Raw genomic sequence first — 23,098 nt, forward strand, 5'->3', positions numbered from 1 at the left:
GAGAAGGGAATATGTAAACTATTCACATTAGCTATCTAAGGTTTTAATTGATCATTGCAATTAAAACAGCTAACAATATAAATGCAAGAATAGTTTACAATCTTCAAGCATATTTTATTCAAAATAAGTATCAAGAAAGAATATAAGATAAGAGATTCTAGGAATTTATATGTTTTTGACGATGAATTAATCAATTGAAACATAAACTTGCTTAAAATTGAGAAGAAGGCTTGCAACTCTTTTAAAAATCTCTATACTCTGTTTTGCAATGGTAGCCCCGCTGGTGGCTTCGCAATTGTACTCTGTGAACCCCGCCAGGACCGGAAGGTAGCAACGGTAGCAGATCTATGATGTGCCGAAGTTTTGCTAGTGGGGTTGCCACCATCCTCTAATCCGATCTCCGTTGGATTGCCTTCATAATTACATCTAAATCAAATCCTCTATATTGTAAAAACCTCATCTGTTTTGCTTTAAGTTTAGGATCTTTTTCTACTTCTTCACCAAACTTTTTCACTTTAAGTTGATAAGCCTGTTCCACCCAATCAATATTATGAATTTCATCTGCAATTAAATCATTTTCGATTTGTTTAGTTTTTAAAGCTTGTTTAATGCGTTTTGGCCCTTTACCTTTACGAATTTGGCTAGCTAATGTTAGTTCTGCAACACGTTGGTCACTTTGATAATTTTGCTCAGATAACTCTTCAACAAGTTGCTTAACCTCTTCAGGGTTTTGTGCGTAACGATTCAATTTCTCGATCAGTTCTGCTTTCGAATAATCTCGACGAGTCAATAATGCAAAAGCATATGAGCGCAAACGTTGCCCTGTAAGCAAAGCGCGTTGTTGGGGCTGTTCTTCTGTTCTTTTGAACATATTTAATATTTCCTTGTAAAAAACGCCCCGAAGGGCGTTTTAAGACTTATAAGCGGTAATTAAGACTCTAATAAAAGATCTTCTTCTTCATCTTCCACTTGTACAGCACCATTAGTACCCGTAGTTAGCAGTTGTTCACGGATAATCTTTTCAATTTCTCCAGCCATTTGAGGGTTCTCTTCAAAGTGGCGGATAACATTGTTTTTACCTTGGCCAATTTTATTGCCTTGATATGAATACCAAGCGCCTGCTTTTTGCACGATATCTTGTTGTACAGCTAAATCTACAAGTTCGCCAAGCTGGTTTGTACCTTTACCGTACAAGATTTGGAAAATAGCTTCTTTAAATGGAGGAGCCATTTTGTTTTTAACAACTTTAACTCGAGTTTCAGAACCGATGATTTCATCACCTTCTTTGACTTGACCAATACGGCGGATATCTAAACGTACAGAAGCATAGAACTTCAATGCGTTACCACCAGTCGTAGTCTCAGGGCTACCAAACATTACACCAATTTTCATACGGATCTGGTTAATGAAAATAACCATACAGTTCGAGCGTTTAGCGTTACCCGTAATTTTACGTAATGCCTGACTCATTAAGCGAGCTTGTAAGCCCATGTGGGAGTCACCCATTTCGCCTTCAATTTCTGCTTTAGGAGTAAGAGCAGCAACTGAGTCGACAACGATTAAATCAATTGCACCAGAGCGAACTAGCATGTCTGCAATCTCGAGTGCTTGTTCACCGTTATCTGGTTGCGATACAAGTAGATTATCAATGTCCACGCCCAGCTTACGTGCATATTGTGGATCTAATGCGTGTTCTGCATCGATAAATGCACAAGTACCACCAGCTTTTTGACATTGTGCAATCGCTTGGAGAGTCATTGTGGTTTTACCAGAAGATTCTGGACCATAAATCTCAACGATACGACCTTTCGGTAAACCGCCAATCCCCAATGCAATATCTAAAGTCAAAGAACCTGTAGATACAGCTTCAACTGCTTGAACAGTGTTGTCACCGAGACGCATCACCGTATTTTTGCCAAATTGCTTCTCAATTTGACTTAGCGCGGCTTGTAATGCTTTGCTTTTATTCTCATCCATCTCAAAAACCTCAATACTCTAAGTTCATCACGTTTAACCCAAGTGGATGCATTGAATCTCAACTTGTTTCACAGGGCTAATAGTGACAGATTTTTTCTATAGCTTCTATGTGTTGTCTGTGTGTGTGCGACACAACTCGACGTTTTTATTCATCACCATACGACCAGTGCTGATCATTGTCCTGTTTAAACCGATTAATCTGTCTACGATCCTTTTTACTCGGTCTATGATCAGGTCGAGCAAGATTATGCAATTTTCGTTGGGATGCAATCAACTCCCGTCTAGCGATACTTACTTCTGTTTCTTCATAAAGTTGCTGGGCAACTGGTGCTGGACCACGTGTGTTCGCAAGCGCTTTTACGACAACGGTTTTTTTATCAAAACCTTGTTGAATAATAAGTTCCATTCCAACACGAATTTCTTTGGAAACTTTTACACGCTCATTATTGTGATGTACTTTCCCTCCTTCGATTGCTGCTTTAGCAATTGAACGAGTTTTAAAAAAACGAGCAGCCCATAACCATTTGTCGATACGCATGGTCTCTACAGCATCGTTTTCAAGCGATTTTGACATCATTATCCTTTCTATCAATTTGATTCAATATAGACAGCAATTCTGTAAGTCGATCTAGCGCTTTATATTCTAAATCTTCATGCTTTCTTACATCCTTTAGAGTTGAGGGCTGCAAGATAGTAAACAAGTGCTTGATACCAAATTTTTCAGCTGTTTTTAGTACAGGAGCTGTATCATCAATAAAAATGGTTACGTCTGGGTCAAAAGGGTGTAATTTTTGGAGCTCTTGCCAAAAATGAATATCTTCTTTTGCATAACCAATTTGTTCACTCGATACGATTACGTCAAAGAAGTGTTTAATTGCAACATTATCGAGCTTTAACTGTAAGCTTGCACGATCGGCATTTGTAACTAACCAACAACTATATCCTTGCTTTTTCAGTTCCTGTAGAAGCTCAATACAACCAGACCGAGCTTGAATTTTTGTCTGAAATTCTTGCTGTAATTTGAGTACATCAACGCCTACAGTTTTGGTCCAATAAGCTGATGAATACCAAACAAGCGTATGTCTATGTAATTGATAAAACTGATATAGTGTTTTTTGGCTCTGGTCGATTGGAAGTTGATGTATCTCTGCATGTCGCTTAGGAAGACATTCATTCCAGATGAAATCATCAAAAGCGAGATCTAATAGCGTACCATCCATGTCAAACATTACGATTTTAGACATATCTAAATATCTCCAAAATCATTTAAAGAAAATTTTTTAAGACACATCTACCATATATCCTTTTTAAAATCATTAATTAAAGAAACTTCGAGATATAAAATTAATTTAAAACTCCACCCATTAATTGTTTCAAAAGGTGTTTTGATTAATGTGATGGGTAGGGAGGATAAATGATTTGAAAATTATAGCGTGTAATTTTGCAAAACAGGAAACAATAATAAGTGCTTTTTAGTGGATAACTTTTACTGTGTTTGAAGTAAAAATAGACAGGCAAAGTTTATAATTAAGAAATCTTAAAAGGCTATCTATATTTATGGTTAATTTTGCTTACATAGGATACGTATTGACATACATTTTATAAATTGAAGGATACTTGTTTAAAGATATATTTAAAATTAACCCTAATAAGAATTTAGAGAAAGCAATGAAAATTGGATTTATTGGCGGAGCCAATGACGGTATTGTAATCAATGCTGCTGATGGCCTTGATACTTATAAGCTTGAATGGCATTACAAAGCAGAAAAGCACTGTGAATCACAGCCAACATTAGGTCTTAATGGGCCTGAGTATGATTACTACAACCTCTTAATACTAAGAAAAAATAAAGAGGCTAAACTCTTTTATGTACTCACTACCATGGGAAAAGATGATATCGCAAGTAAAATCCATGAGTATTGGGAGTGCTCTACATCTGTTGGCTATGATTTCGATGATTAAGAAAATTTTTATTAATAATTTAAAATTTTGACTTTAATCAAAAAATAAATGAAGAGCTTGTAATTTCATATAACACATGTGCTTTTAGTTGGTGATGGAGAGGAACCTTGGGATGATCAAAGTTTTTAACTTTGTGCATTCCAAGTCTTTCCATGACGGCTTGAGAGGGTGTATTTATGTTAGCGGTAAATGAAACGATCTTATCTAAATTCAGTACATTAAAACCATAGTCTAAAGCCGCTTTTGCTCCTTCAGTTGCATAACCTTGTTTCCAGAAGTCTTTTGCAAGTCGCCACCCAATTTCCACACATGGGGAAAAGTCAAATTGTTCAGGTTGGCTATGTAAACCAATAAACCCGATAAATTGATGAGTTTCTTTTAATTCTACTGCCCAGAAGCCCCAACCATTTTTATCAATGAGAGATGAAATTTTTTGGATTAAATTATGGCTTTCTTGGGGTGTTAATAGATTTGGGAAAAATTGCATAACATGTTGATCTAAGCCCATTGTTATAAAAGGCTCAACATCACTTTCTTTCCACTGTCTTAAAATTAAACGCTGAGTTTCGATCATGAGATGGCTCTATAATTAAAAATGATGGGTCAAAGTGGCTTTTGCACAATCTTCTGTAAAATGATCTTGGAATTGATGCTCACTACACCTTTTATTTTATTTAAGGTATTAATGACGAAATGAGAAAAAGAACTCAAATCTTTGGTCGCAACGTGTAAAACATAATTAGATTCGCCAGTAATAATATATGCATTAATGACTTCATCAAAATTTTTGATCTGACTTAAAAAGAAGTTGTGATCATTTTCTGTGAGTTGGGCAAGCTTTATTTCGACAATTGCCTCAATTTTTATACCTAGTTTTTCATAGTTAACTTTCGCTTGATATTTTTCAATTATACCATTGCTTTCTAAAATTTTAACTCGCCGATGACAAGCTGAAGCCGAAAGGTTAACGAGATCGGCCAGTTCTTGGTTACTTAACCTCGCATTATCTTGTAAATACTTCAAAATTTTAAGATCGATTGCATCTACATTCATTTTCGAATTTCATCCATGTTTTTTAATTTTAATTCGAATTTTATACGAAAATAGCAACTTTTAATCAAATATTGTCGAATAAATCGAAAGAATTGGCATGATAAAATTCAACTACAAAGGAAATGTTGAAAATAGGTGAAATAACAAATGATTACTCACGAACAATGCCTCTATTGGGATCAGGAAGATGAACTCAAAAAGTTTAAAGATGAATTTACACTACCAGAAAATGTCATTTATTTAGATGGTAATTCTTTGGGTGCAAGACCAAAAAAATCATTAGAGGTTGCTCAGCATATTATTGCTAAAGAGTGGGGTGAGGACCTTATTAATAGTTGGAATAAAGCAGATTGGTGGGGCTTACCGACTAGACTTGGAGATAAAGTCGCGCAGCTTATCGGTGCTGAAAAAGGGGAAGTTGTTATTTCAGATTCCACAACATTAAATTTATTCAAAGTTTTATCAGCAGCGGTAAAAATTCAAGCTGAAAAATTTCCGGAACGTAAAATTATTGTTGCAGAAAAAGATGCTTTCCCAACCGATATTTATATTATTGAAGGCTTTATCGATTTGATTCATCAGGGCTATCAAGTTGAGTTAATTGATGGTGCAGATGATTTATCTCGTGTTTTAGAAAAAGATGTAGCGGTAGTTGTTCTTTCTCATGTGAATTATCGGACTGGATATTTCTATGATATGGAATCTATTAATCAACAAATTCACGCTAAAGATGCTTTGATTATTTGGGATTTATGTCACTCAGTTGGTGCGGTGTCTATGGATCTTAATCAGAGCAATAGTGACTTTGCGATTGGTTGTACTTATAAATATTTAAATGGTGGCCCAGGTTCTCCAGCGTTGTTATGGGTAAATCGAAAGCATCGTGATCAGTTCTGGCAACCTCTCTCAGGCTGGTGGAGCCACAAAAAACCATTTGATATGGCTCAGCAATATGAACCAGCTAACAGTATTCGCCGTTACTTGTGCGGAACTCAACCCATCATTTCTATGAGTCTAATTGAATGTGGTATCGATATTTTCTTACAAGCTGATATGCAACAAATACGTGAGAAATCACTCAAATTAACTGATTTGTTTATTCAACTTGTTCAACAAGAATGTGCACAGTTTGGTTTTGAACTGATTACCCCTTTAAACCATAAATATCGTGGTAGTCATGTCAGTTATAGACATGAGTTCGGTTATGAAATTATTCAAGCTCTCATTGCTCGTGGGGTAATTGGGGATTATCGAGAGCCGGAAGTATTACGTTTTGGAATTACACCTTTATATCTAGGATTTGAAGATATTTGGAATGCCGTACAACAACTTAAGCAAATTATGCTGAATAGTGAATGGAAAAATGAACGTTATCTGGTGCGTAGTGAAGTGACCTGATCGTTAGAGATCAACATTAGAAAAATGGCTAGGAGGGCCTATGAGCAGTTTTGATGAAATACAAAATCGAGAAGCGGGTTTACATAAAAAATTATCCGCAAAACAGATGGGAATGATTGCAATTGGTGGAGCGATTGGTACAGGGCTGTTCATGGGAAGCAAGTTCGCAATTAGCTTTGCTGGCCCAGCCGTCATTGTGAGTTATGCCATTGGAGGCTTAATCGCATTTGCTATTATGGCTTGTTTGGCTGAGATGACAGTCCAGCACCCTACGTCAGGCTCATTTGGGGCATATGCTGAGCATTATGTAAGTCCGCTTGCTGGGTTTTTAGTCCGTTATTGTTATTGGGCATGTATTGTATTAGCGGTCGGTACAGAAATTACAGCAGTTGCTGACTATATGAAATTATGGTTTCCTCATGTAGGTTCTTGGGTCTGGATTGCGTTTTTTTCGCTAACCTTACTTGTGGTTAATGCATATAGTGTTAAAGCTTTTGGATTGGTTGAATATTGGTTTTCGACCATAAAAGTCTTTGCAATTATTGTATTTATTCTTTTAGCAATTGGTATTTTGACTCAAAGTCATGGAGGAACAGAACAGGTTCTCTCTAATTTAACCGAACATGGTGGCTTTTTTCCTCATGGTTTTAGTGGAGTTTGGATTGGGGTAATTATTTCAATATTTAGTTATTTAAGTATTGAAATGATCGCTGTTGCAGCAGGTGAGGCTAAAGATCCGGAAAGAGCTGTTAAGAAAGCTTTTAAAAGTACGGCAATTCGCTTAATCCTATTTTATTTGCTGTCTTTATTTCTCATTGTGGCCCTTGTTCCTTGGACAACTTTAATTGGAGCTGACGCAACCAGCCCTTTTGTGATGGTGATGAAAATTGTAGGGATTCCATATGCAGACAGTATTTTAAATTTTATTGTAATTGTCGCGGCCTTATCAGCCATGAATAGTATGTTGTATATCTCAACACGTATGCTATTTAGCTTGTCACGAGCAGGAGATGCGCCAAAACTATTTGGCCGTATTAGTCATAATGGCGTACCAATTAATGCGTTGTTATTGTCAGCTGTTGGTATTGGTATTGCGAGTATTGTTTATACGATTAACCCAGCTTCGGCTTTCCCGATCATGATTGCTTTATCTATGTTTGGTGCGTTGTTCACTTGGGGCAGTATTTTTGTTACCCATATGTTTTTTAGAAGGAATATGGCACGAAAAGGAGAACAGTTAAAATTTAAGGTTCCAGCGAGTCAGTTAATCTCCCTTTTAGGATTAATCGCAATTTTAAGTATTACGATCACAACGTGGTTTACCAATGAATTCAAGTCAACTTTACAGTTTGGAGTCCCATTAGTTGTTGTTCTTACATTTTTCTATTATTTAAAACGTTCATCAGCCAAGCTTGCTTTAAATGCTCATGAAGAATCGTTGAAGTGAGAGACCTATGCGACCATATGATAATTCTAGAACCGTAGCGAATGAACATGAAATACTGGCAGAATTTAAAAGAACAAGCTTGTTGAGCTATCAAAAATTTACCCATATTGCAGATATCCAATATGGTACGCACTCACGGTCAACTTTAGATTTTTTCCCATTAGAACAAGCCAAAAAGACTGTTATTTTTATTCATGGTGGATATTGGCAATGGTGTGATAAATCAGATTTTGCATTCATCGTACCGTATGTTCTAGCCAAGGGTGCACAGTGTATTCTTTTAGAATATGATCTGGCCCCACAAAGCAAAATTTCAGATATTGCTTCTCAAGTTAATCAAGCTCTCGATTTTATTCGAGAGCAAGACTGGAAAACTAATGAGGTAGTTTTGGTTGGGCATTCGGCAGGGGCGCATCTGGCTGCTTTGTCATTAGGCCATCCACTCATATCTGAGATGGTTTTGTTAAGTGGAATTTATGATCTGGAACCTATACAAAGTACACATTTAAATCATGCTCTCAATCTTTCAAGCGAAGATATCTTAAAATACAGCCCTGTTCATCAGTCAAAACGAATTACTACTCCATGTTCAATTTTCTGTGGTGAACTCGAACTTGACGAGTTGAAATGGCAAAGCCAAAATTATTTTGAAATGAAGAAAAGGCAAGATCAGGATTTTGTTTCTTTCAAGCTTATTCCTAAAATTAACCATTATTCTATTTTAAATCATTACTTTAATAATATTTTAATTTAAGTGTTTGAAATAGAATGTAATTGAGTAAAGAAAAACAGATTAAACTTATTAGAAGATAAAATGTGAGATAAATCACAACTCAACCTAATTTTTATAAAAATTAAGTATCCTTATTGACCTGACTATAGAACTTAATTAGATTAAAAAGATAGTGCTTTCTCACTAAGCGGCAAAATGTTTAGCTGTTGTTTAGTTGAGTTTCAAGTCCGTAGCTTCCCAAGATGCGGACTTTTTTATTTGATTTTTAAAAACAATTAGATAAATCGAATTTTATTCTTGGTTATGGCGATAATATCTATTTAATGATTAATATGAGTTAATCACATAGCCCTCTGCTAAATAAGAAACAAATTAGAATTTGCTTTTCATTATTTAATTGGAATTATCATTTAATTAATGGATTATATAAAATATATTTTACCAAACTAATAAAGTGTGAGATTACACTCGGAAGTTCATGAATTTGCCATATAGGTTAGATAAATTAAAAACAGAAAAATAAAAGAGAGAAGGCTATAGTACATAATTTAATAATATATAGAATCTGTAAATAATTGGTTTAGTCGGCTCTTATGAGTTGGCTTTTTTATTTTTAAAGGAGTGTTAATGAAAGTACAGTATTTCGAAGGAGGCATGTATAAACATATGTGTCCTGCTTGCGGATATCTTCATTATATTCCTGTACATTATCCTTTCTCTAACGGCAACCAATGGTTTTTTAATGGTAACTTGGAAAAACCGACATTTGATCCCATCATAAGTATAAATGAATATTGTAATTACTTTATTAAAGATGGCTTTATCGAATATAGCGTTAATTGTAGGCATCATTTAGCTGGTTGTAAGATTGAGCTGCCAGAACTAAAATTAAAAAAACTATAGAATATATTGATTTTGGTATTTATTAATTATGGCCATTTAAAAGCCTGCACATTTCCTTAATTATCACATATTTTTGCAATATATCTTTACATATTTGATACTGAACACATATAGTTTAAAAAATTGTAAATCTCTTTTAGTTGTAGGCTATATTAGAATTTGCAAGAATTTTCATAACTTACTGTTTTATATTTTTATTTATGGATATCTGGAAATTTTTAAAAAGCTTTAATACAACTGGAACATATCTCATTATTTCCACATTTATATTATTTTTAATGATTATATATTTTTACATTATACATCCCACCTAAACTAAATTATAAATAAAGTAAGGTAGTTATTTATTCTAAAATATTTGATTTATCGGTTTATTTGAATTGGTTCTCAATTTTAAATGAAAAAAGATAATAGCATTGTATAGGTCCAAGTTTTATGAAAACATGACGTGGTCATAATATATGGAGAATATAATAAAAATTCCTTTCTAAAGATGTTAATCCCTAAATATAAAGACTGTACTGATCATAACAATGATGTCTAAAGTAAAAAATATGGAGATTTTCTATGAAGTTTTGCCAAGTTTCGACTTTTCTTTTAGCAATAGCGCTGAGCCATTTAACCTATGCTGCACCAGCTACAACAAATTCTGTACTAAGCTCGTCTGAAGCAAAAGGTATTATTAAAAATCAATATATTATTATTCTTAATAAGGATGTGGGTTCTTCTAACGAGTTTGCACAAGGTATTGCTAAACAACATGGTGGGAAGGTATTACAGACCTATGATGCTGTACTTAAAGGATTTGCAATTTATTTACCCGATGTTGCCGGTCCTGCTTTTGTTGAAGCAATGAAAAAAAATCCGAAAGTCGTTTCTGTTGAAAATGACACAGTCATGAAAATTGATGCGACTACGCAAAGTAACCCAGATTGGGGACTAGATCGTATTGACCAAAGAAACTTACCTCTAGATTCAGCCTATTCGTACTTACAAACAGGTTCAGGCACAACCGCTTATATTGTTGATACAGGAATATTGTCTACACATCAACAGTTCTCTGGACGGGTATTAAGTGGCTATACCGCGATATCTGATGGAAATGGTACAAGTGACTGTCATGGTCATGGTACACATGTGGCAGGAACAGTTGGTGGTAGTACCTATGGGGTTGCCAAGAATGTAAGCTTAGTGCCTATTCGGATTTTAGGATGTGATGGTTCTGGTGCTTCGAGTAATGTGATTGCGGGGCTAGATTGGATATTAAAAAATGGTAAAAAGCCAGCTGTAGTGAATATGTCTTTAGGTGGTGAAGCAAACGCATCTTTGGATAGTGCAGTAGAAAATTTATTTAATAATGGTTATGTAATGGTTGTGGCTGCAGGAAACTCGAATACAGATGCATGTAGTTCTTCTCCTGCCAGAGTAAGTAAGGCAATTACTGTTGCTGCTACAGATAGTACAGATACTCGAGCTAGTTATTCGAATTATGGAAGTTGTGTTGACATTTTTGCACCTGGAAGCCAGATTAACTCTTCTTGGATTGGGAGTAATACAGCAACTAAAGTTTTGAATGGAACTTCAATGGCAACTCCACATGTTGTCGGTGTCGTAGCTGAAATGTTGCAAAGTACGCCTACTGCAACACCTCAGACAATCTCAACTAATCTTTTAAACCAAGCAAGTAATAATGTGGTAAAAAATCCTTCAGGTAGCCCAAATCGGTTGCTATATAAATCTCCTCAGTAAAAGCAGTTATTTAAATTAGAAAAGGTCCCGAAGGACCTTTTTTAGATTTTTGCATGAGTACCGTATTTATCAATCATGATTGAGCTGGCTTCATTTAGACCGCGAACCGTTACCTTCACACCGTTCTTTTGAAATTTATTCACAACTGAATCTAACATGGCAACTGAAGTCACATCCCAAATATGAGAATGGGTGAGATCAATAATGATTTCTTTAACATCTTCTTTAAAGTTAAAACCTTGCATAAATTTTTCAGATGAACTGAAAAATATTTGGCCTCTTAATTCATATAGACGAGCTTGATTTTCGAATGAAGTTTCTATACGAATATCATTTTCAAGTTTATTTGCTAAGAAAAGTGCTGAAAGTAATACCCCAGTTAATACACCTAACGCTAAGTTATGGGTAGCAACTACTACAATAACGGTTGCGATCATAACGACATTACTACTTTTAGGATTATTTTTAAATTGAGTCAGTGAACTCCACTCAAAAGTACTAATTGATACCATAATCATGACGGCAACCAGAGCGGCCATGGGAATAACCTTTAACCAGTCACTTAAAAATACAACGAGAATAAGTAAGAATATACCTGCACAAAAAGTGGATAAGCGTGTGCGACCACCCGATTTTACATTAATCATTGATTGACCAATCATGGCACAACCCGCCATACCTCCCATAAAACCTGAAGCTATATTTGCAATGCCTTGACCTTTACATTCTTGAAATTTATCACTAGATGTATCTGTCATTTCATCAACGATTGTTGCAGTCATCATTGATTCAAGTAGACCAACTGCGGCAAGGGCTAAAGAATATGGAAGAATAATAAGGAGGGTTTCTAAATTAAAAGGAATATTCGGAATTAGAAATATCGGCAAAGTGTCTGGTAATGAACCCATATCACCAACCGTTCGAACATCAAACCCTAAAAAAATAGCGAGTAATGTGACCACTACAATACAAATAAGAGGTGAGGGAAAGAACTTTCCAATTTTTGGAATATAGGGGAAAAGGTAAATAATTCCTAAACCAATTGCTACTAGTAAGTAGACATGCCATGTCACATTTACCAATTCTGGTAATTGAGCCATAAAGATGAGAATAGCGAGGGCATTAACGAATCCAATAACCACCGATTTAGAAACAAAACGCATGAGTTTAGCGAGTTTGAAATATCCTGCCAAAATCTGTATAACGCCAGTTAATACTGTTGCTGCAAATAAGTATTGAAGACCATGATCCTTTACAAGCGTTGTCATAACCAAAGCCATTGCGCCTGTAGCCGCCGAAATCATAGCGGGACGACCGCCTACGAAAGAAATAATAACGGCAATACAAAAGGATGCATATAAACCGACTTTGGGGTCTACACCCGCAATAATTGAAAATGCAATTGCTTCTGGAATTAAAGCAAGACCCACAACAAGACCGGAAAGAATATCTGCGCGGACATTAGAGAACCATTGTTCTCGGACATTCGATAACATGAGAAATAGCCTAAGTTCTAAATTTTGAAAAGGCTAGTGATGTGATATACCAACACAAGCGACTACACCACATCACTAAACAGTGATGAGTTATTTACAATAGATAAGGGTAAATAAACTTAAGGTGGCGTAAGTGTCATAGGTATAGAGATTTGAGGCATTTAAAAGTGCCCGAAGAATAGCATAAGTTTTTAAGGCTGACTAACCTAAGTCGACTAAACCGATTTAATCATAATTTTTCATTTCAGCTTTTGGCATTGAGGCAAATTCATTCGCAGGCATATCTAAGAAAAAATCTTTGGCTTCAGAATGAGTACAGTTGAGCCAATCATTTCTAAGATTATCAGGTATCACAATAACCGAACGTTTTTCATCATCAGGTTTGTGAAATTGTTTCATAGAAGGGTGATGATCAGCATTAATTGTTAATAGCGACATTGACCTAACTTTCTGTTCTTCAATAAGTGTTTCCTCATAGATTGCAGCAAGGGTAAAAGGTTGCCCATCTTGACGGAAAATACCATACCAATGTGCTTTCCCATTGATATATTTAGGTTCATAAATAGCTTCAACAGGAATAAGCGCAAACTGGTCATTTAACCAAGCATGTTTAAAAGAGCGCTTTTGTTGTACTGTCTCTGTTCTGGCATTATAAGTTGCATATTTGAATGCGATTTCTTTGGCATAAGGAGGAAGCATTCCAAATTTAGCTTTTCTCCACTCAAGCTCATTTTCATTCGATAAAATGAGTGGGCAATCATCACTTGGGAAAATATCCATCTTATATTCAAAGGTTGGTTCGAATAAATCTAACTGATTGGCATGTATTTTCTTAATAGGTTTAAAGTTTGCACACATAAGACACCTTCGTTGTAAAAATAGCTCTCAATTACAGCTTCTAACTTTTAGTCTTTAGTGATGTATATTTTTATAATTAGAATTGTCTCTTTGAGTATTAATTTTTAACTATCAATTACTTCGTTAATAAATATTTATTTAACTCATGGCCATTTCAAAAAAGTTTCAGATATAAAATGAATAGAATAGATAAATCGTATAGTTAAGTTGCTCATCTTAAAGAGAGTTTATTCAGTTTTAATAGCTACTTTTATGCAACAGAGCCTTTCAGAAATTTAGATTTTAATAGATTCGTTATTCATCATAATACAAATCATATAGAGAACTCGTACAAACCAGTTGCTAAAGGTTTAAAAATTCTCGGAAAATTTTGACAATTTATAAGGTGGACACATGAATAAACATTTACTGGCAAAAATTGCTTTATTAGGCGCCGCTCAGGTAGTTACACTCAATTCAGCATTTGCTGATGTTCCTCTTACTCCATCTCAATTCGCTAAAGCGAAAACAGAAAACTTTGACAAAAAAGTTATTCTGTCTAATTTAAATAAGCCGCATGCTTTGTTGTGGGGACCAGATAATCAAATTTGGTTAACTGAGCGAGCAACAGGCAAGATTTTAAGAGTGAATCCAGAGTCGGGGAGTGTAAAAACAGTTTTTCAGGTACCAGAGATTGTCAATGATGCTGATGGTCAAAACGGTTTATTAGGCTTTGCTTTTCATCCAGATTTTAAAAATAATTCTTATATTTATATTTCAGGTACATTTAAAAATCCGAAATCTACAGATAAAGAATTACCGAATCAAACGATTATTCGTCGATATACCTATAACAAGTCAATAGATACGCTCGAGAAGCCAGTCGATTTATTAGCAGGATTGCCTTCATCAAAAGACCATCAGTCAGGTCGTCTTGTCATTGGGCCAGATCAAAAGATTTATTATACGATTGGTGACCAAGGGCGTAATCAACTTGCTTATTTGTTCTTGCCAAACCAAGCACAACATACGCCAACTCAACAAGAACTGAATGGCAAAGACTATCACACCTATATGGGTAAAGTACTACGCTTAAATCTTGATGGAAGTATTCCAAAGGATAATCCAAGTTTTAATGGGGTGGTTAGCCATATTTATACGCTCGGACATCGTAATCCGCAGGGCTTAGTATTCACTCCAAATGGTAAATTGTTGCAGTCTGAACAAGGCCCAAACTCTGACGATGAAATTAATCTCATTGTCAAAGGTGGCAACTATGGTTGGCCGAATGTAGCAGGTTATAAAGATGATAGTGGCTATGCTTATGCAAACTATTCAGCAGCAGCCAATAAGTCAATTAAGGATTTAGCTCAGAATGGAGTAAAAGTAGCCGCAGGGGTTCCTGTGACGAAAGAATCTGAATGGACTGGTAAAAACTTTGTCCCACCATTAAAAACTTTATATACCGTTCAAGATACCTACAACTATAACGATCCAACTTGTGGAGAGATGACCTATATTTGTTGGCCAACAGTTGCGCCGTCATCTGCCTATGTCTATAAGGGCGGAAAAAAAGCAATTACTGGTTGGGAAAATACATTATTGGTTCCATCTTTAAAACGCGGTGTCATTTTCCGTATTAAGTTAGATCCAACTTATAGCACTACTTATGATGACGCTGTACCGATGTTTAAGAGCAACAACCGTTATCGTGATGTGATTGCAAGTCCAGATGGGAACGTTTTATATGTATTAACTGATACTGCCGGGAATGTCCAAAAAGATGATGGCTCAGTAACAAATACATTAGAAAATCCAGGATCTCTCATTAAGTTTACATATAAGGCTAAGTAATCAAGGCCATTAAAAAACCGATCTATTAAAGATCGGTTTTTTAGCTTTAGAAAACTATTCAGTTACGACTAATACCGGTAAATGAATTTCTCCTAAAAGGGCTTGAGTCACACTTCCTAAGAAGAACTTTTTAAACCCTTTTCGCCCATGCGAACCAATCACTAATAAATCTGCTTTTAGCTCATTAGCTGCTTTAATAATTTCTGTGTGGATTGTTTGACCCTCAACAATTTTTGTTTCAACAGAAATTCCATGTTGGCTAAATTGTTCTTTAGCTTGGTCTAAAATGCTCTGAATCGATGCTCTAGCTTTATTAAAATAATCCTGTGCTAATTCTGTACTATCAATGAATTCTACAGAAATGAAAGGATCTATAGTAAGCGCATATACTAGAGTCACTTTACTGCCAAAGGCTTTAGCAATTGCTGTTGCATGATTGACGGCAATAAGTGAAGTAGGAGAACCATCGACTGGAACCAAGATATGGTGATAACTCATATATTGCTCCTTATTGTCTTGTGACAATGTATGGTGCGGGAACACCGAAATTATTATCTTTATGCTTATATTATGAACAGTTTTTTTAAAATTATTGTTTATTTTTAGTATGAATAAAAACTAAAAGGTTTATTAAACATCTTATTTTCAAAGATTGTAATGACTTTCTAAGTAAGGCTGATTTTGTTTAAGTATGGAAATAACCTGAGTAGCATCTATAGCAGATTCAAACAAGAACCCTTGGCCTATACTATATCCAAATTGTCGAAGTAGCTCTTCTTGTTCTGGAGTTTCAATTCCTTCAGCGATAAGCCCGAGTGATAAATTTGGAGCGAGTAAACCAATTGCTTGGACAATCGCATAAATTGATGGGTCATGTTGCATCTTTTGGATAAAGCTGCAATCTACTTTTAAACTGTCAATCGGGTAATCGCGAATATGGGTCAGCGATGAGAAACCAGTTCCAAAGTCGTCAAGTGCAATACGTACCCCATGCTGTTTTAATTTATTAAGTGCACGGATCACATATTCCGAGCCTCGATCGCCTAGCATGTGTTCGGTGACTTCCACTTCAATATAGTGCGTCGGAATTTGAAATTGATTAATCTTTTTCAAAAGTCTCTCAGCATAATTATCTCTTAAGAACTCAACTGGTGCAGCATTTAGTGAAACAGGAAGAGGGGTAATACCAAGAGTTATCCATTTGGCGATATCACGTAAAACTTGATGTTGCATCGTTTCACCGATCTTACTCGCTAAATTATAATCTTTAAAAGCTTCCGCAATTTGTGCAGGGTAGCCTCTTTGAGCTGAGGTTGTATGCCATCTTAATAAAGCTTCAAATCCCACTACACGATGGGTATTTAGGTCTACTTTAGGTTGATAATAGGGTTGGATGGTATGATGGCGAATCAGCTGACGAGCTAAATTAAGCTGAGAAGCGACTGTTTCGGTCATTTGCATCATGCATGGATCATACATGCGAATACCACCACGACCACGTGCTTTTAAATCATGCAATGCCATATCGGCACAACTGAGCAAACCTGACTGGTCTACGGCATCTTGCGGGTAAATTGCGCAGCCAATGCTCATCCCACCATTTAAGACATTTCCTAAATAGGTAATCGGCTGATTTAACTGTTGAAGTAAAATGGCTGCTAACTCTCGGACATCATTTTCAGAATTGAGATTATTAATAATAACCGCAAACTCGTCTCCGCCTAACCGCGCGACAAAGCACTTTTCATCATCTACACAATGACTAAAGCGTTTGGAGAGAACTTTTAATAGATGATCGCCCGCGCTATGCCCTAAAGTATCATTAATATGTTTAAAGTGGTCGAGGTCAATTAAAAGTAACCCTACACTTGTTTGAGTATCTTTTGAATATGAGAGAGTACGCTTAAGTTGAAATTTAAATGAACGCCGATTATATAATCCGGTCAGTTCATCTCTCTCACTCATATTCCTAAGCTGGTTTTCTGCCAAATGTTGTTGAGTAACATTACGTGAGACACAAAGGATTTGTCCAATTTCACCATTTTCCCGATGAATCGGGGTAAGCATATTATCCCAATACTCAGGATCCTGATCTGGTAAACAGCTCATTCCTGCAAATCTAGCAACTTTACCTTGAAGAGCTTTTTTCAAAGCGACTCGACCGCGTTTACGAATGTGCGGTGGTAATAGTTCGAGCCATTTCATTCCAAATTCTGTTTCATCAACAGGTATACCTAAAGCGAGGCATCCTGATTTGTTCATATGAGAAAGTGTGCCGTCTACATTTAAAACTTTAATGCAATCTACACTGATATCTAACATCTGATTTTGTATTTCAATGTTCTTTTGCAAGTTTTGTTGTTCTTGAATATCGTGATCTATATCTAAAAAGCTAACATACCATTCGTTAGTTTGTGAGGAGCTGCGGTACTTAGATGCTTGAATCGATAGTTTGCACCATCTATATTGATTTCCAGCTCGTAAAAGTCGACATTTTAATTCGATTCTTTTTTGTAGGCGAATTGCTTCGAGCCATCTGTTTTTGACTTCATCTAAATCGGTAGGATAAATAAAATCTAGCCATTGCGCTGGCAATGGAGAAAAAGTATCCAACCAATATTCTGTACACTCTATATTGCAATATAATATCAAGCCATTTTCATCACTTACCCAAGTTGGGAGTGGAATTTGCTCAACAATAAAATGCTTTTGGGTGTTGTTCGACATTGAAGTCATAACATGCCTAGAAAGATTGTGTTGATTAATCTATTTATTAGCCATTATTGTAATCTTTCTGTAGTAAGCAAAACAGCAAATAATAAATTTTATGTGTATTTTTTTTGAACTAAAATTGAGTTATTAAAACTAATATATACTAAAGATTTAATTTATGTTTTTGTTATTTATTAATTTTTATTTATCTTTCTTTAAAAAAATATTTATGCTTATTTTTGTAAAAAACTTATTAAAACAGCAGCTTATAATTATGCATATATATTTGTCATATTAAAAATAAAACTAAGAAAGTAGAAGGAGTAAAGATAAAAAATAAAGAATTTGATAAAAAAAATTTTATTCGTAATATAAACAAAGAAGCTTTCAAAAGAGGTTAATTAAATACAATAATCGCTATTAAGTTTACAAAAGTAATATAAAATAATAGCTTGTATTATCGTAAAATTCTTTTTGTCAAAAAGGATATATATTTCCTTTTTGTGCATTTTATAGCCTACATTTTCCCCAAGATGTAGGCTTTTTTTATTTTTATAGATTTTAATTATAAAAATAAAAAAAGCCAAAATGGCTTTTTATACAGTTTCTGGCTTGTTCAACTGTTGTTGTATGTACAGATTCATATAGTACTGTTCGATATAATCATCAGCATAGTTGTTTGCTAAGGTTTTTGTTGCCACTTGCTCATGTTTTAAATAGCAGTTTGATTCAAGGTCTTTTTCAAGTACCCACCAGCTACGGTTAATACGACGTACCTGAAATTTGTCACTTTTGTATTTTCTTTTAGCCATTTTCCGAAATTTGCTATTCAGTTATTGAAAGAGAATTTCTACTGGAGTTAAGAGCTCAAGTCAACAGATAGAAGGTTAATTGATTATTTTATGTGGGATGCTATTTCTCTCAATATTGAAGTAGAGACATTAAAATAGTTAAGCTCTCATAATGAGAGCTTAACTATTGGGTATAAATAGATTCTTATTTCATCTTAGCGAGAAAGGTTCTTTAAAAGTAATTTTAAACTTTCCATCATTTTTTCTAACTGTAAGGGAGTAATACCTTCAAAAGACTGCTCAAGTACTACACTTGTTAGATCATTGATCTTGTTGATCATTTCGGTCCCTTTTTCTGTAAGTACTACACGAGTAATACGACCATCAGTTTGGCAAGAGTAAGTTTCAACCAAACCTTCATCTTTTAAACGATAAACAATTTTTGTGGTAGTCGACATTTTTGAAATAATCATATCTGAGAGTTCAGAAACACTCGCATGGGGCTTGCTGCTTAAAGCCAACATGATGCGTCGACGTGAGTTATCTAAACCATATTTTTTTAAAGCATTATCAATGTTTTGTACATATTGAGCATGTACTTGAGTAATCCAATAATATGGAAAATCTTCAAGAGTAAAAGATTCTGTTGTAGGTAAAAAACGCGCATACTTCTTTGTCATTGACTTTTCCCCATACCTTGGTGGATCGCATTCCTGGTGAACTATCTTTAATAGTTGAAAAATATAGTTTCATCAAGCAAGTTATAGCAGGACTTTACTTGATGAGCAAAAGTTATATAGCTTCATTTAACAATGACATGGTTTAATTGTCCTTAACTTTATAAAGCGTTCCTATAACTTTACGAACTTTAAATACTCTTCAGCTATAATCAAAGATTATTAAAGGTAAAAACTGTTTAACAAAGCCGTACCTGAAACTCTTTGAGTGGATATGTAAGATTGCATCTAAGCTTGCTTGATCGTTAATTGAACGATATTACTTGCAAGGGCATCGTAGAAAAAAAATTATGATTTGAACGTGGCATTGAACGAGAAAGTTTTTGTCTCTAAAGTCATAACTATGAAAAATTAAGATATTTAAATAAAAAATATTTATTTTTATCAATCACTTGTATTGTTTTTGTGTTGCCGAAATTTACCATACATTTAACATGAAACATCTATTATTTAGTAAAATAAAATTAGATTTATATATTAAGTAACTGATTTTTATTAATAAATTTCAAATATTATTTGAAATCATAAGCTTTTGAAATAGAGGTGTTTTTGTCTATAAATTATAATTTTAATAAATTTTATCCATTAAATCTCAAAAGAGCCAATCTAACCGTAATACTCGCAGAAGAAGTGCCCACAAAGATTATGGCAAGAGCTATTCAGATTAAATGATTTAAGTCTCAGAGAAAGAGAATTAAATATTAAAAACTCTCAGTTTAAATTTTTATGAGATCAGGCACATATAATTTATAAAAAAGGGAGAATTTATATTCTCCCTTTTTAATTATGCAGTGGTCACAGCTTTTTCTTCTATTTTTTTCTTAACAATCGCATAGCTTATCCCTGTAACGATACTACCAGTAGCAATTGCAGCAAGATATAACCAAGCATGATTAATCGCATTGGGAATTAAAAGAACAAATACACCGCCGTGAGGAGTAACCAACTCACAATGGAATAGGGCAACGAGTGCTCCAGTCACAGCTCCACCTAAAATGGAAGTTGGAATAACACGCATTGGGTCTTTAGCTGCAAAGGGAATAGCACCTTCAGAAATAAAACATAAACCTAATACGAAAGCTGCTTTTCCGGCATCTTTCTCTCCAGTACTAAATTTATTCCTAGCAATGAAAGTTGCAATAGCCATACCAATAGCAGGGACCATGCCGCCTGCCATCGTGGCTGCCATAGGCATATAAGTATTTGTTGTCAGCAGTCCAACAGTAAAAGCGTAGGCTGCTTTATTGATTGGTCCACCTAAATCAATACACATCATGCTTGCTAATATAATTCCCATTAACACAGCATTTGTTGTACCCATGTTATTTAAGAAATCTTTCATTAGCTCAAAAATATGTGCTACTGGCTGTCCAACCACATAAAACATAATTAGACCAACAAATAATGTGCCTAATAACGGAATAATTAGAATGGGTTTAAGTGCTTCTAAACTAGTTGGAAGTTTAAGTTTTTTAGCGATAAATAGTGCGATATAACCTGCAAGAAAACCTGAGACAATACCTCCTAAAAAACCTGCTTGTAACTGAGAAGCAAGTAAGCCGCCAATTAAACCAGGTGCGAGGCCAGGGCGATCAGCAATCGAGTAGGCAATATAACCAGATAACATTGGAACCATAAGCATAAATGCTGCGGCCCCAATTTGTTTTAATATGGCTGGTAAGCTGCCTGCTTGCTCAGCAGCATTGAGACCAAAGCATAAAGAGAGGGCAATTAAAAGACCTCCTGCCACCACCATAGGTAACATATAAGAGACACCTGTTAAGAGATGTTTATATACGCCAACTTTTTCGGCTTTATCTTTATTTTCTGTAGATGTTTGTTGCTTACCTTGTTCTAAAAATTGCGCATTACTGATTGCCTCGGCGAAAGCTTTATCTGTTTGCTTTAGAGCAAAACCTGTACTACATCTATAAACACGTTTACCTACAAAACGGTCTGTATTAACTTCAATGTCAGTCGCAAGAATAACGATGTCTGCATCAGCAATAGCTTGAGGTGATAAGATATTTTTTGCGCCAACGGAACCTTGAGTTTCTACTTCAATATCATAACCGTGTCTTTCTGCACCTTGCTGTAAAGCTTCGGCGGCCATAAAAGTATGCGCAACACCCGTAGGACATGCAGTGATCGCAACAAATTTTTTAGCTGTAGATGCTGATAAGCTATTATCATTTTGCCAGTCTTGAGCAGACTTAAAATGATCTAAAGCAGTTTGAAGAGCTGACTGAGCATCACTTTTGATCTCTTCAATATTAATAAAAGATAAAGGGTGCGTACCAAAAATATTAAGATTTTTCGGGCGTTGTCCAACAACGATAACTTGGTCAAAGCTTTCATTCACTTCGAATTCATCAAGTGAAATAATGCTATTTTGATAACCCTGTTGGAACGCGACTTGTGCAAGCTTACGAGCTAAAATCAAAGCATTGACTTGCTGTTGCGGACTATTAATAACAAATAATAAACGTTTAGCAGTTGGCATCAGATTCACTCAATGAATTGATTGTTGTTTGGGCTTTTAATTGGTTTAGCTTTTCAGCATTAGGAATACGAAAGCCTACTTGTGTTACAGCGTGACTTGCAATTGCTGTAGCAGTTTTTAATGTTTCTTCAGCAGAGAAGCCACTCAATAAGCCATGAATCATACCTGCTAAAAGAGAGTCACCCGCACCAACTGTACTTTTAACTATTACTTTAGGTGCTGTGGCGTGAAGTGGGTGAGTGTCATGTAACCAGTTTACACCGTCTTCACCCATCGAAATAACGACATGTTCAATTTTGGCTAGGTTTTCAAAAAGCTTTTTTTGTTCAGCATAGGTTGTAGCAGGAAGCTGATAACTTTCTACTAACTCATCTGTATTTGGTTTAATCATCCATGGCTGACATTCAATGGCAGCAACCAACGCTTTACCACTTGTATCTAGTGCAACTTTTTTCCCTTGCGCTTGAATGAGTTTAATAAGTTGTTTTAACTCATCAACACTAAATCCCTGCGGAATGCTTCCAGCAATAGCAACCACATCTACCAGAGGCAAAATCATTTCAATTTTTTGGAAGAGGTGCTTCTTATCTAGTTCAGATACGAAAAAACCTTTTCCATTTAAATCCGTCATACGTCCTGAATGTTCAGCAATTTTTATATTTTGGCGAGTTTCACCTTCAATATAAATAAATTCAGACTGAAATTGAGCTTCTTTAAAATGGTCATCGAAAATCTGTCTGTTTGTTGCTCCTAGAAAACCAGAAACAACAATTTCATGCCCTAAATCTTTTAAAACTTGTGCAATATTTAAACCTTTGCCTGCCGCATGTATTTCTACAGATTGTTGGCGGTTTACTTCACCTATCTGTAACTCATTGAGTTGTATAGTCACATCAATTGCAGGATTTAAAGTAATTGTTAAAACTTTAGCCATTACCATTCCTAA

21 protein-coding genes and 1 other RNA gene are annotated in these 23,098 nt (G+C 35.2%); 8 read left to right on the forward strand and 14 right to left on the reverse strand.

Going from position 1 to position 23,098, the window contains the following annotated elements:
* Nucleotides 1-278 precede the first annotated feature (278 nt).
* An RNA gene (ffs, locus tag ACYU0V_RS07590) (signal recognition particle sRNA small type) lies at nucleotides 279-375 on the forward strand.
* Between the two features lie 13 nt (nucleotides 376-388).
* Here ffs and ACYU0V_RS07595 read toward each other — a convergent pair.
* The 4 genes from ACYU0V_RS07595 to ACYU0V_RS07610 form a co-directional block, all read right to left on the reverse strand.
* Complete coding sequence (locus ACYU0V_RS07595; RefSeq protein WP_005068912.1) at nucleotides 389-871, reverse strand: regulatory protein RecX; 483 nt, start codon at nucleotides 869-871, stop codon at nucleotides 389-391.
* 59 nt (nucleotides 872-930) lie between these two features.
* Nucleotides 931-1,977 carry a recombinase RecA gene (gene recA, locus ACYU0V_RS07600; RefSeq protein WP_002115680.1) on the reverse strand — a complete coding sequence of 349 codons (1,047 nt, stop codon included), beginning with the start codon at nucleotides 1,975-1,977 and terminating at the stop codon, nucleotides 931-933.
* Between the two features lie 145 nt (nucleotides 1,978-2,122).
* Nucleotides 2,123-2,551: an RNA-binding S4 domain-containing protein gene (locus ACYU0V_RS07605; protein ID WP_068563087.1), complete on the reverse strand. Its 429-nt coding sequence runs from the start codon at nucleotides 2,549-2,551 to the stop codon at nucleotides 2,123-2,125.
* Entirely contained in the window at nucleotides 2,535-3,221 is a 687-nt protein-coding gene (locus tag ACYU0V_RS07610) for an HAD-IA family hydrolase (RefSeq protein ID WP_213689638.1), read from the reverse strand. The genes ACYU0V_RS07605 and ACYU0V_RS07610 overlap by 17 nt, the downstream gene beginning before the upstream one ends.
* A 424-nt stretch (nucleotides 3,222-3,645) precedes the next feature.
* Here ACYU0V_RS07610 and ACYU0V_RS07615 point away from each other — a divergent pair, with 424 nt between their 5' ends.
* Nucleotides 3,646-3,939, forward strand: coding sequence for a hypothetical protein (locus tag ACYU0V_RS07615; protein ID WP_025465974.1), 294 nt, complete (start codon nucleotides 3,646-3,648; stop codon nucleotides 3,937-3,939).
* 37 nt (nucleotides 3,940-3,976) lie between these two features.
* On the opposite strand, the gene ACYU0V_RS07620 is transcribed toward ACYU0V_RS07615, so the two are convergent.
* Nucleotides 3,977-4,513 carry a GNAT family N-acetyltransferase gene (locus ACYU0V_RS07620; protein ID WP_039762096.1) on the reverse strand — a complete coding sequence of 179 codons (537 nt, stop codon included), beginning with the start codon at nucleotides 4,511-4,513 and terminating at the stop codon, nucleotides 3,977-3,979.
* Nucleotides 4,514-4,542: 29 nt separating this feature from the next.
* Entirely contained in the window at nucleotides 4,543-4,992 is a 450-nt protein-coding gene (gene gigD / locus ACYU0V_RS07625) for an Lrp/AsnC family transcriptional regulator GigD (protein WP_130172490.1), read from the reverse strand.
* 147 nt (nucleotides 4,993-5,139) lie between these two features.
* Here gigD and kynU point away from each other — a divergent pair, with 147 nt between their 5' ends.
* The 5 genes from kynU to ACYU0V_RS07650 all read left to right on the forward strand — a co-directional run bounded on the left by kynU (nucleotide 5,140) and on the right by ACYU0V_RS07650 (nucleotide 11,222).
* Nucleotides 5,140-6,390, forward strand: coding sequence for a kynureninase (gene kynU, locus ACYU0V_RS07630; RefSeq protein ID WP_461849633.1), 1,251 nt, complete (start codon nucleotides 5,140-5,142; stop codon nucleotides 6,388-6,390).
* A gap of 40 nt (nucleotides 6,391-6,430) precedes the next feature.
* Nucleotides 6,431-7,837 carry an amino acid permease gene (locus ACYU0V_RS07635; RefSeq protein WP_086393706.1) on the forward strand — a complete coding sequence of 469 codons (1,407 nt, stop codon included), beginning with the start codon at nucleotides 6,431-6,433 and terminating at the stop codon, nucleotides 7,835-7,837.
* A gap of 7 nt (nucleotides 7,838-7,844) precedes the next feature.
* Nucleotides 7,845-8,591, forward strand: coding sequence for an alpha/beta hydrolase (locus ACYU0V_RS07640; RefSeq protein WP_017480970.1), 747 nt, complete (start codon nucleotides 7,845-7,847; stop codon nucleotides 8,589-8,591).
* Nucleotides 8,592-9,197: 606 nt separating this feature from the next.
* Nucleotides 9,198-9,473, forward strand: coding sequence for a DUF6527 family protein (locus ACYU0V_RS07645; RefSeq protein WP_119685297.1), 276 nt, complete (start codon nucleotides 9,198-9,200; stop codon nucleotides 9,471-9,473).
* Between the two features lie 567 nt (nucleotides 9,474-10,040).
* Entirely contained in the window at nucleotides 10,041-11,222 is a 1,182-nt protein-coding gene (locus ACYU0V_RS07650) for a S8 family peptidase (protein ID WP_461849635.1), read from the forward strand.
* Nucleotides 11,223-11,263: 41 nt separating this feature from the next.
* Here the strand turns inward: ACYU0V_RS07650 and ACYU0V_RS07655 are convergent, their stop codons facing one another.
* Complete coding sequence (locus tag ACYU0V_RS07655) at nucleotides 11,264-12,718, reverse strand: SulP family inorganic anion transporter (protein WP_461849636.1); 1,455 nt, start codon at nucleotides 12,716-12,718, stop codon at nucleotides 11,264-11,266.
* A gap of 225 nt (nucleotides 12,719-12,943) precedes the next feature.
* Entirely contained in the window at nucleotides 12,944-13,576 is a 633-nt protein-coding gene (locus tag ACYU0V_RS07660; RefSeq protein WP_068563078.1) for an SOS response-associated peptidase family protein, read from the reverse strand.
* Between the two features lie 393 nt (nucleotides 13,577-13,969).
* On the opposite strand from ACYU0V_RS07660, the gene ACYU0V_RS07665 reads away from it, so the two are divergent.
* Nucleotides 13,970-15,409: a glucose/sorbosone family PQQ-dependent dehydrogenase gene (locus ACYU0V_RS07665; RefSeq protein WP_461849638.1), complete on the forward strand. Its 1,440-nt coding sequence runs from the start codon at nucleotides 13,970-13,972 to the stop codon at nucleotides 15,407-15,409.
* 54 nt (nucleotides 15,410-15,463) lie between these two features.
* On the opposite strand, the gene ACYU0V_RS07670 is transcribed toward ACYU0V_RS07665, so the two are convergent.
* The 6 genes from ACYU0V_RS07670 to pfkB form a co-directional block, all read right to left on the reverse strand.
* Nucleotides 15,464-15,907: a universal stress protein gene (locus tag ACYU0V_RS07670; RefSeq protein WP_002120966.1), complete on the reverse strand. Its 444-nt coding sequence runs from the start codon at nucleotides 15,905-15,907 to the stop codon at nucleotides 15,464-15,466.
* A gap of 147 nt (nucleotides 15,908-16,054) precedes the next feature.
* Complete coding sequence (locus tag ACYU0V_RS07675) at nucleotides 16,055-18,145, reverse strand: putative bifunctional diguanylate cyclase/phosphodiesterase (RefSeq protein WP_461849639.1); 2,091 nt, start codon at nucleotides 18,143-18,145, stop codon at nucleotides 16,055-16,057.
* Nucleotides 18,146-18,717: 572 nt separating this feature from the next.
* The gene (locus ACYU0V_RS07680) at nucleotides 18,718-18,933 is read right to left on the reverse strand and encodes a hypothetical protein (RefSeq protein WP_002120955.1); all 216 of its coding nucleotides are present in this window, start codon (nucleotides 18,931-18,933) and stop codon (nucleotides 18,718-18,720) included.
* Nucleotides 18,934-19,127: 194 nt separating this feature from the next.
* Complete coding sequence (locus ACYU0V_RS07685) at nucleotides 19,128-19,592, reverse strand: MarR family winged helix-turn-helix transcriptional regulator (RefSeq protein WP_002121027.1); 465 nt, start codon at nucleotides 19,590-19,592, stop codon at nucleotides 19,128-19,130.
* A gap of 841 nt (nucleotides 19,593-20,433) precedes the next feature.
* A complete protein-coding gene (locus ACYU0V_RS07690) occupies nucleotides 20,434-22,152 on the reverse strand; it encodes a fructose-specific PTS transporter subunit EIIC (RefSeq protein WP_461849641.1) in 1,719 nt (572 codons plus the stop codon).
* On the reverse strand, nucleotides 22,139-23,086 hold the full coding sequence (gene pfkB, locus ACYU0V_RS07695) for a 1-phosphofructokinase (RefSeq protein ID WP_461849643.1): 948 nt from the start codon (nucleotides 23,084-23,086) through the stop codon (nucleotides 22,139-22,141). The genes ACYU0V_RS07690 and pfkB overlap by 14 nt, the downstream gene beginning before the upstream one ends.
* Nucleotides 23,087-23,098: the final 12 nt, after the last annotated feature.

The sequence above is a fragment of the Acinetobacter sp. X9 genome (assembly GCF_054889255.1).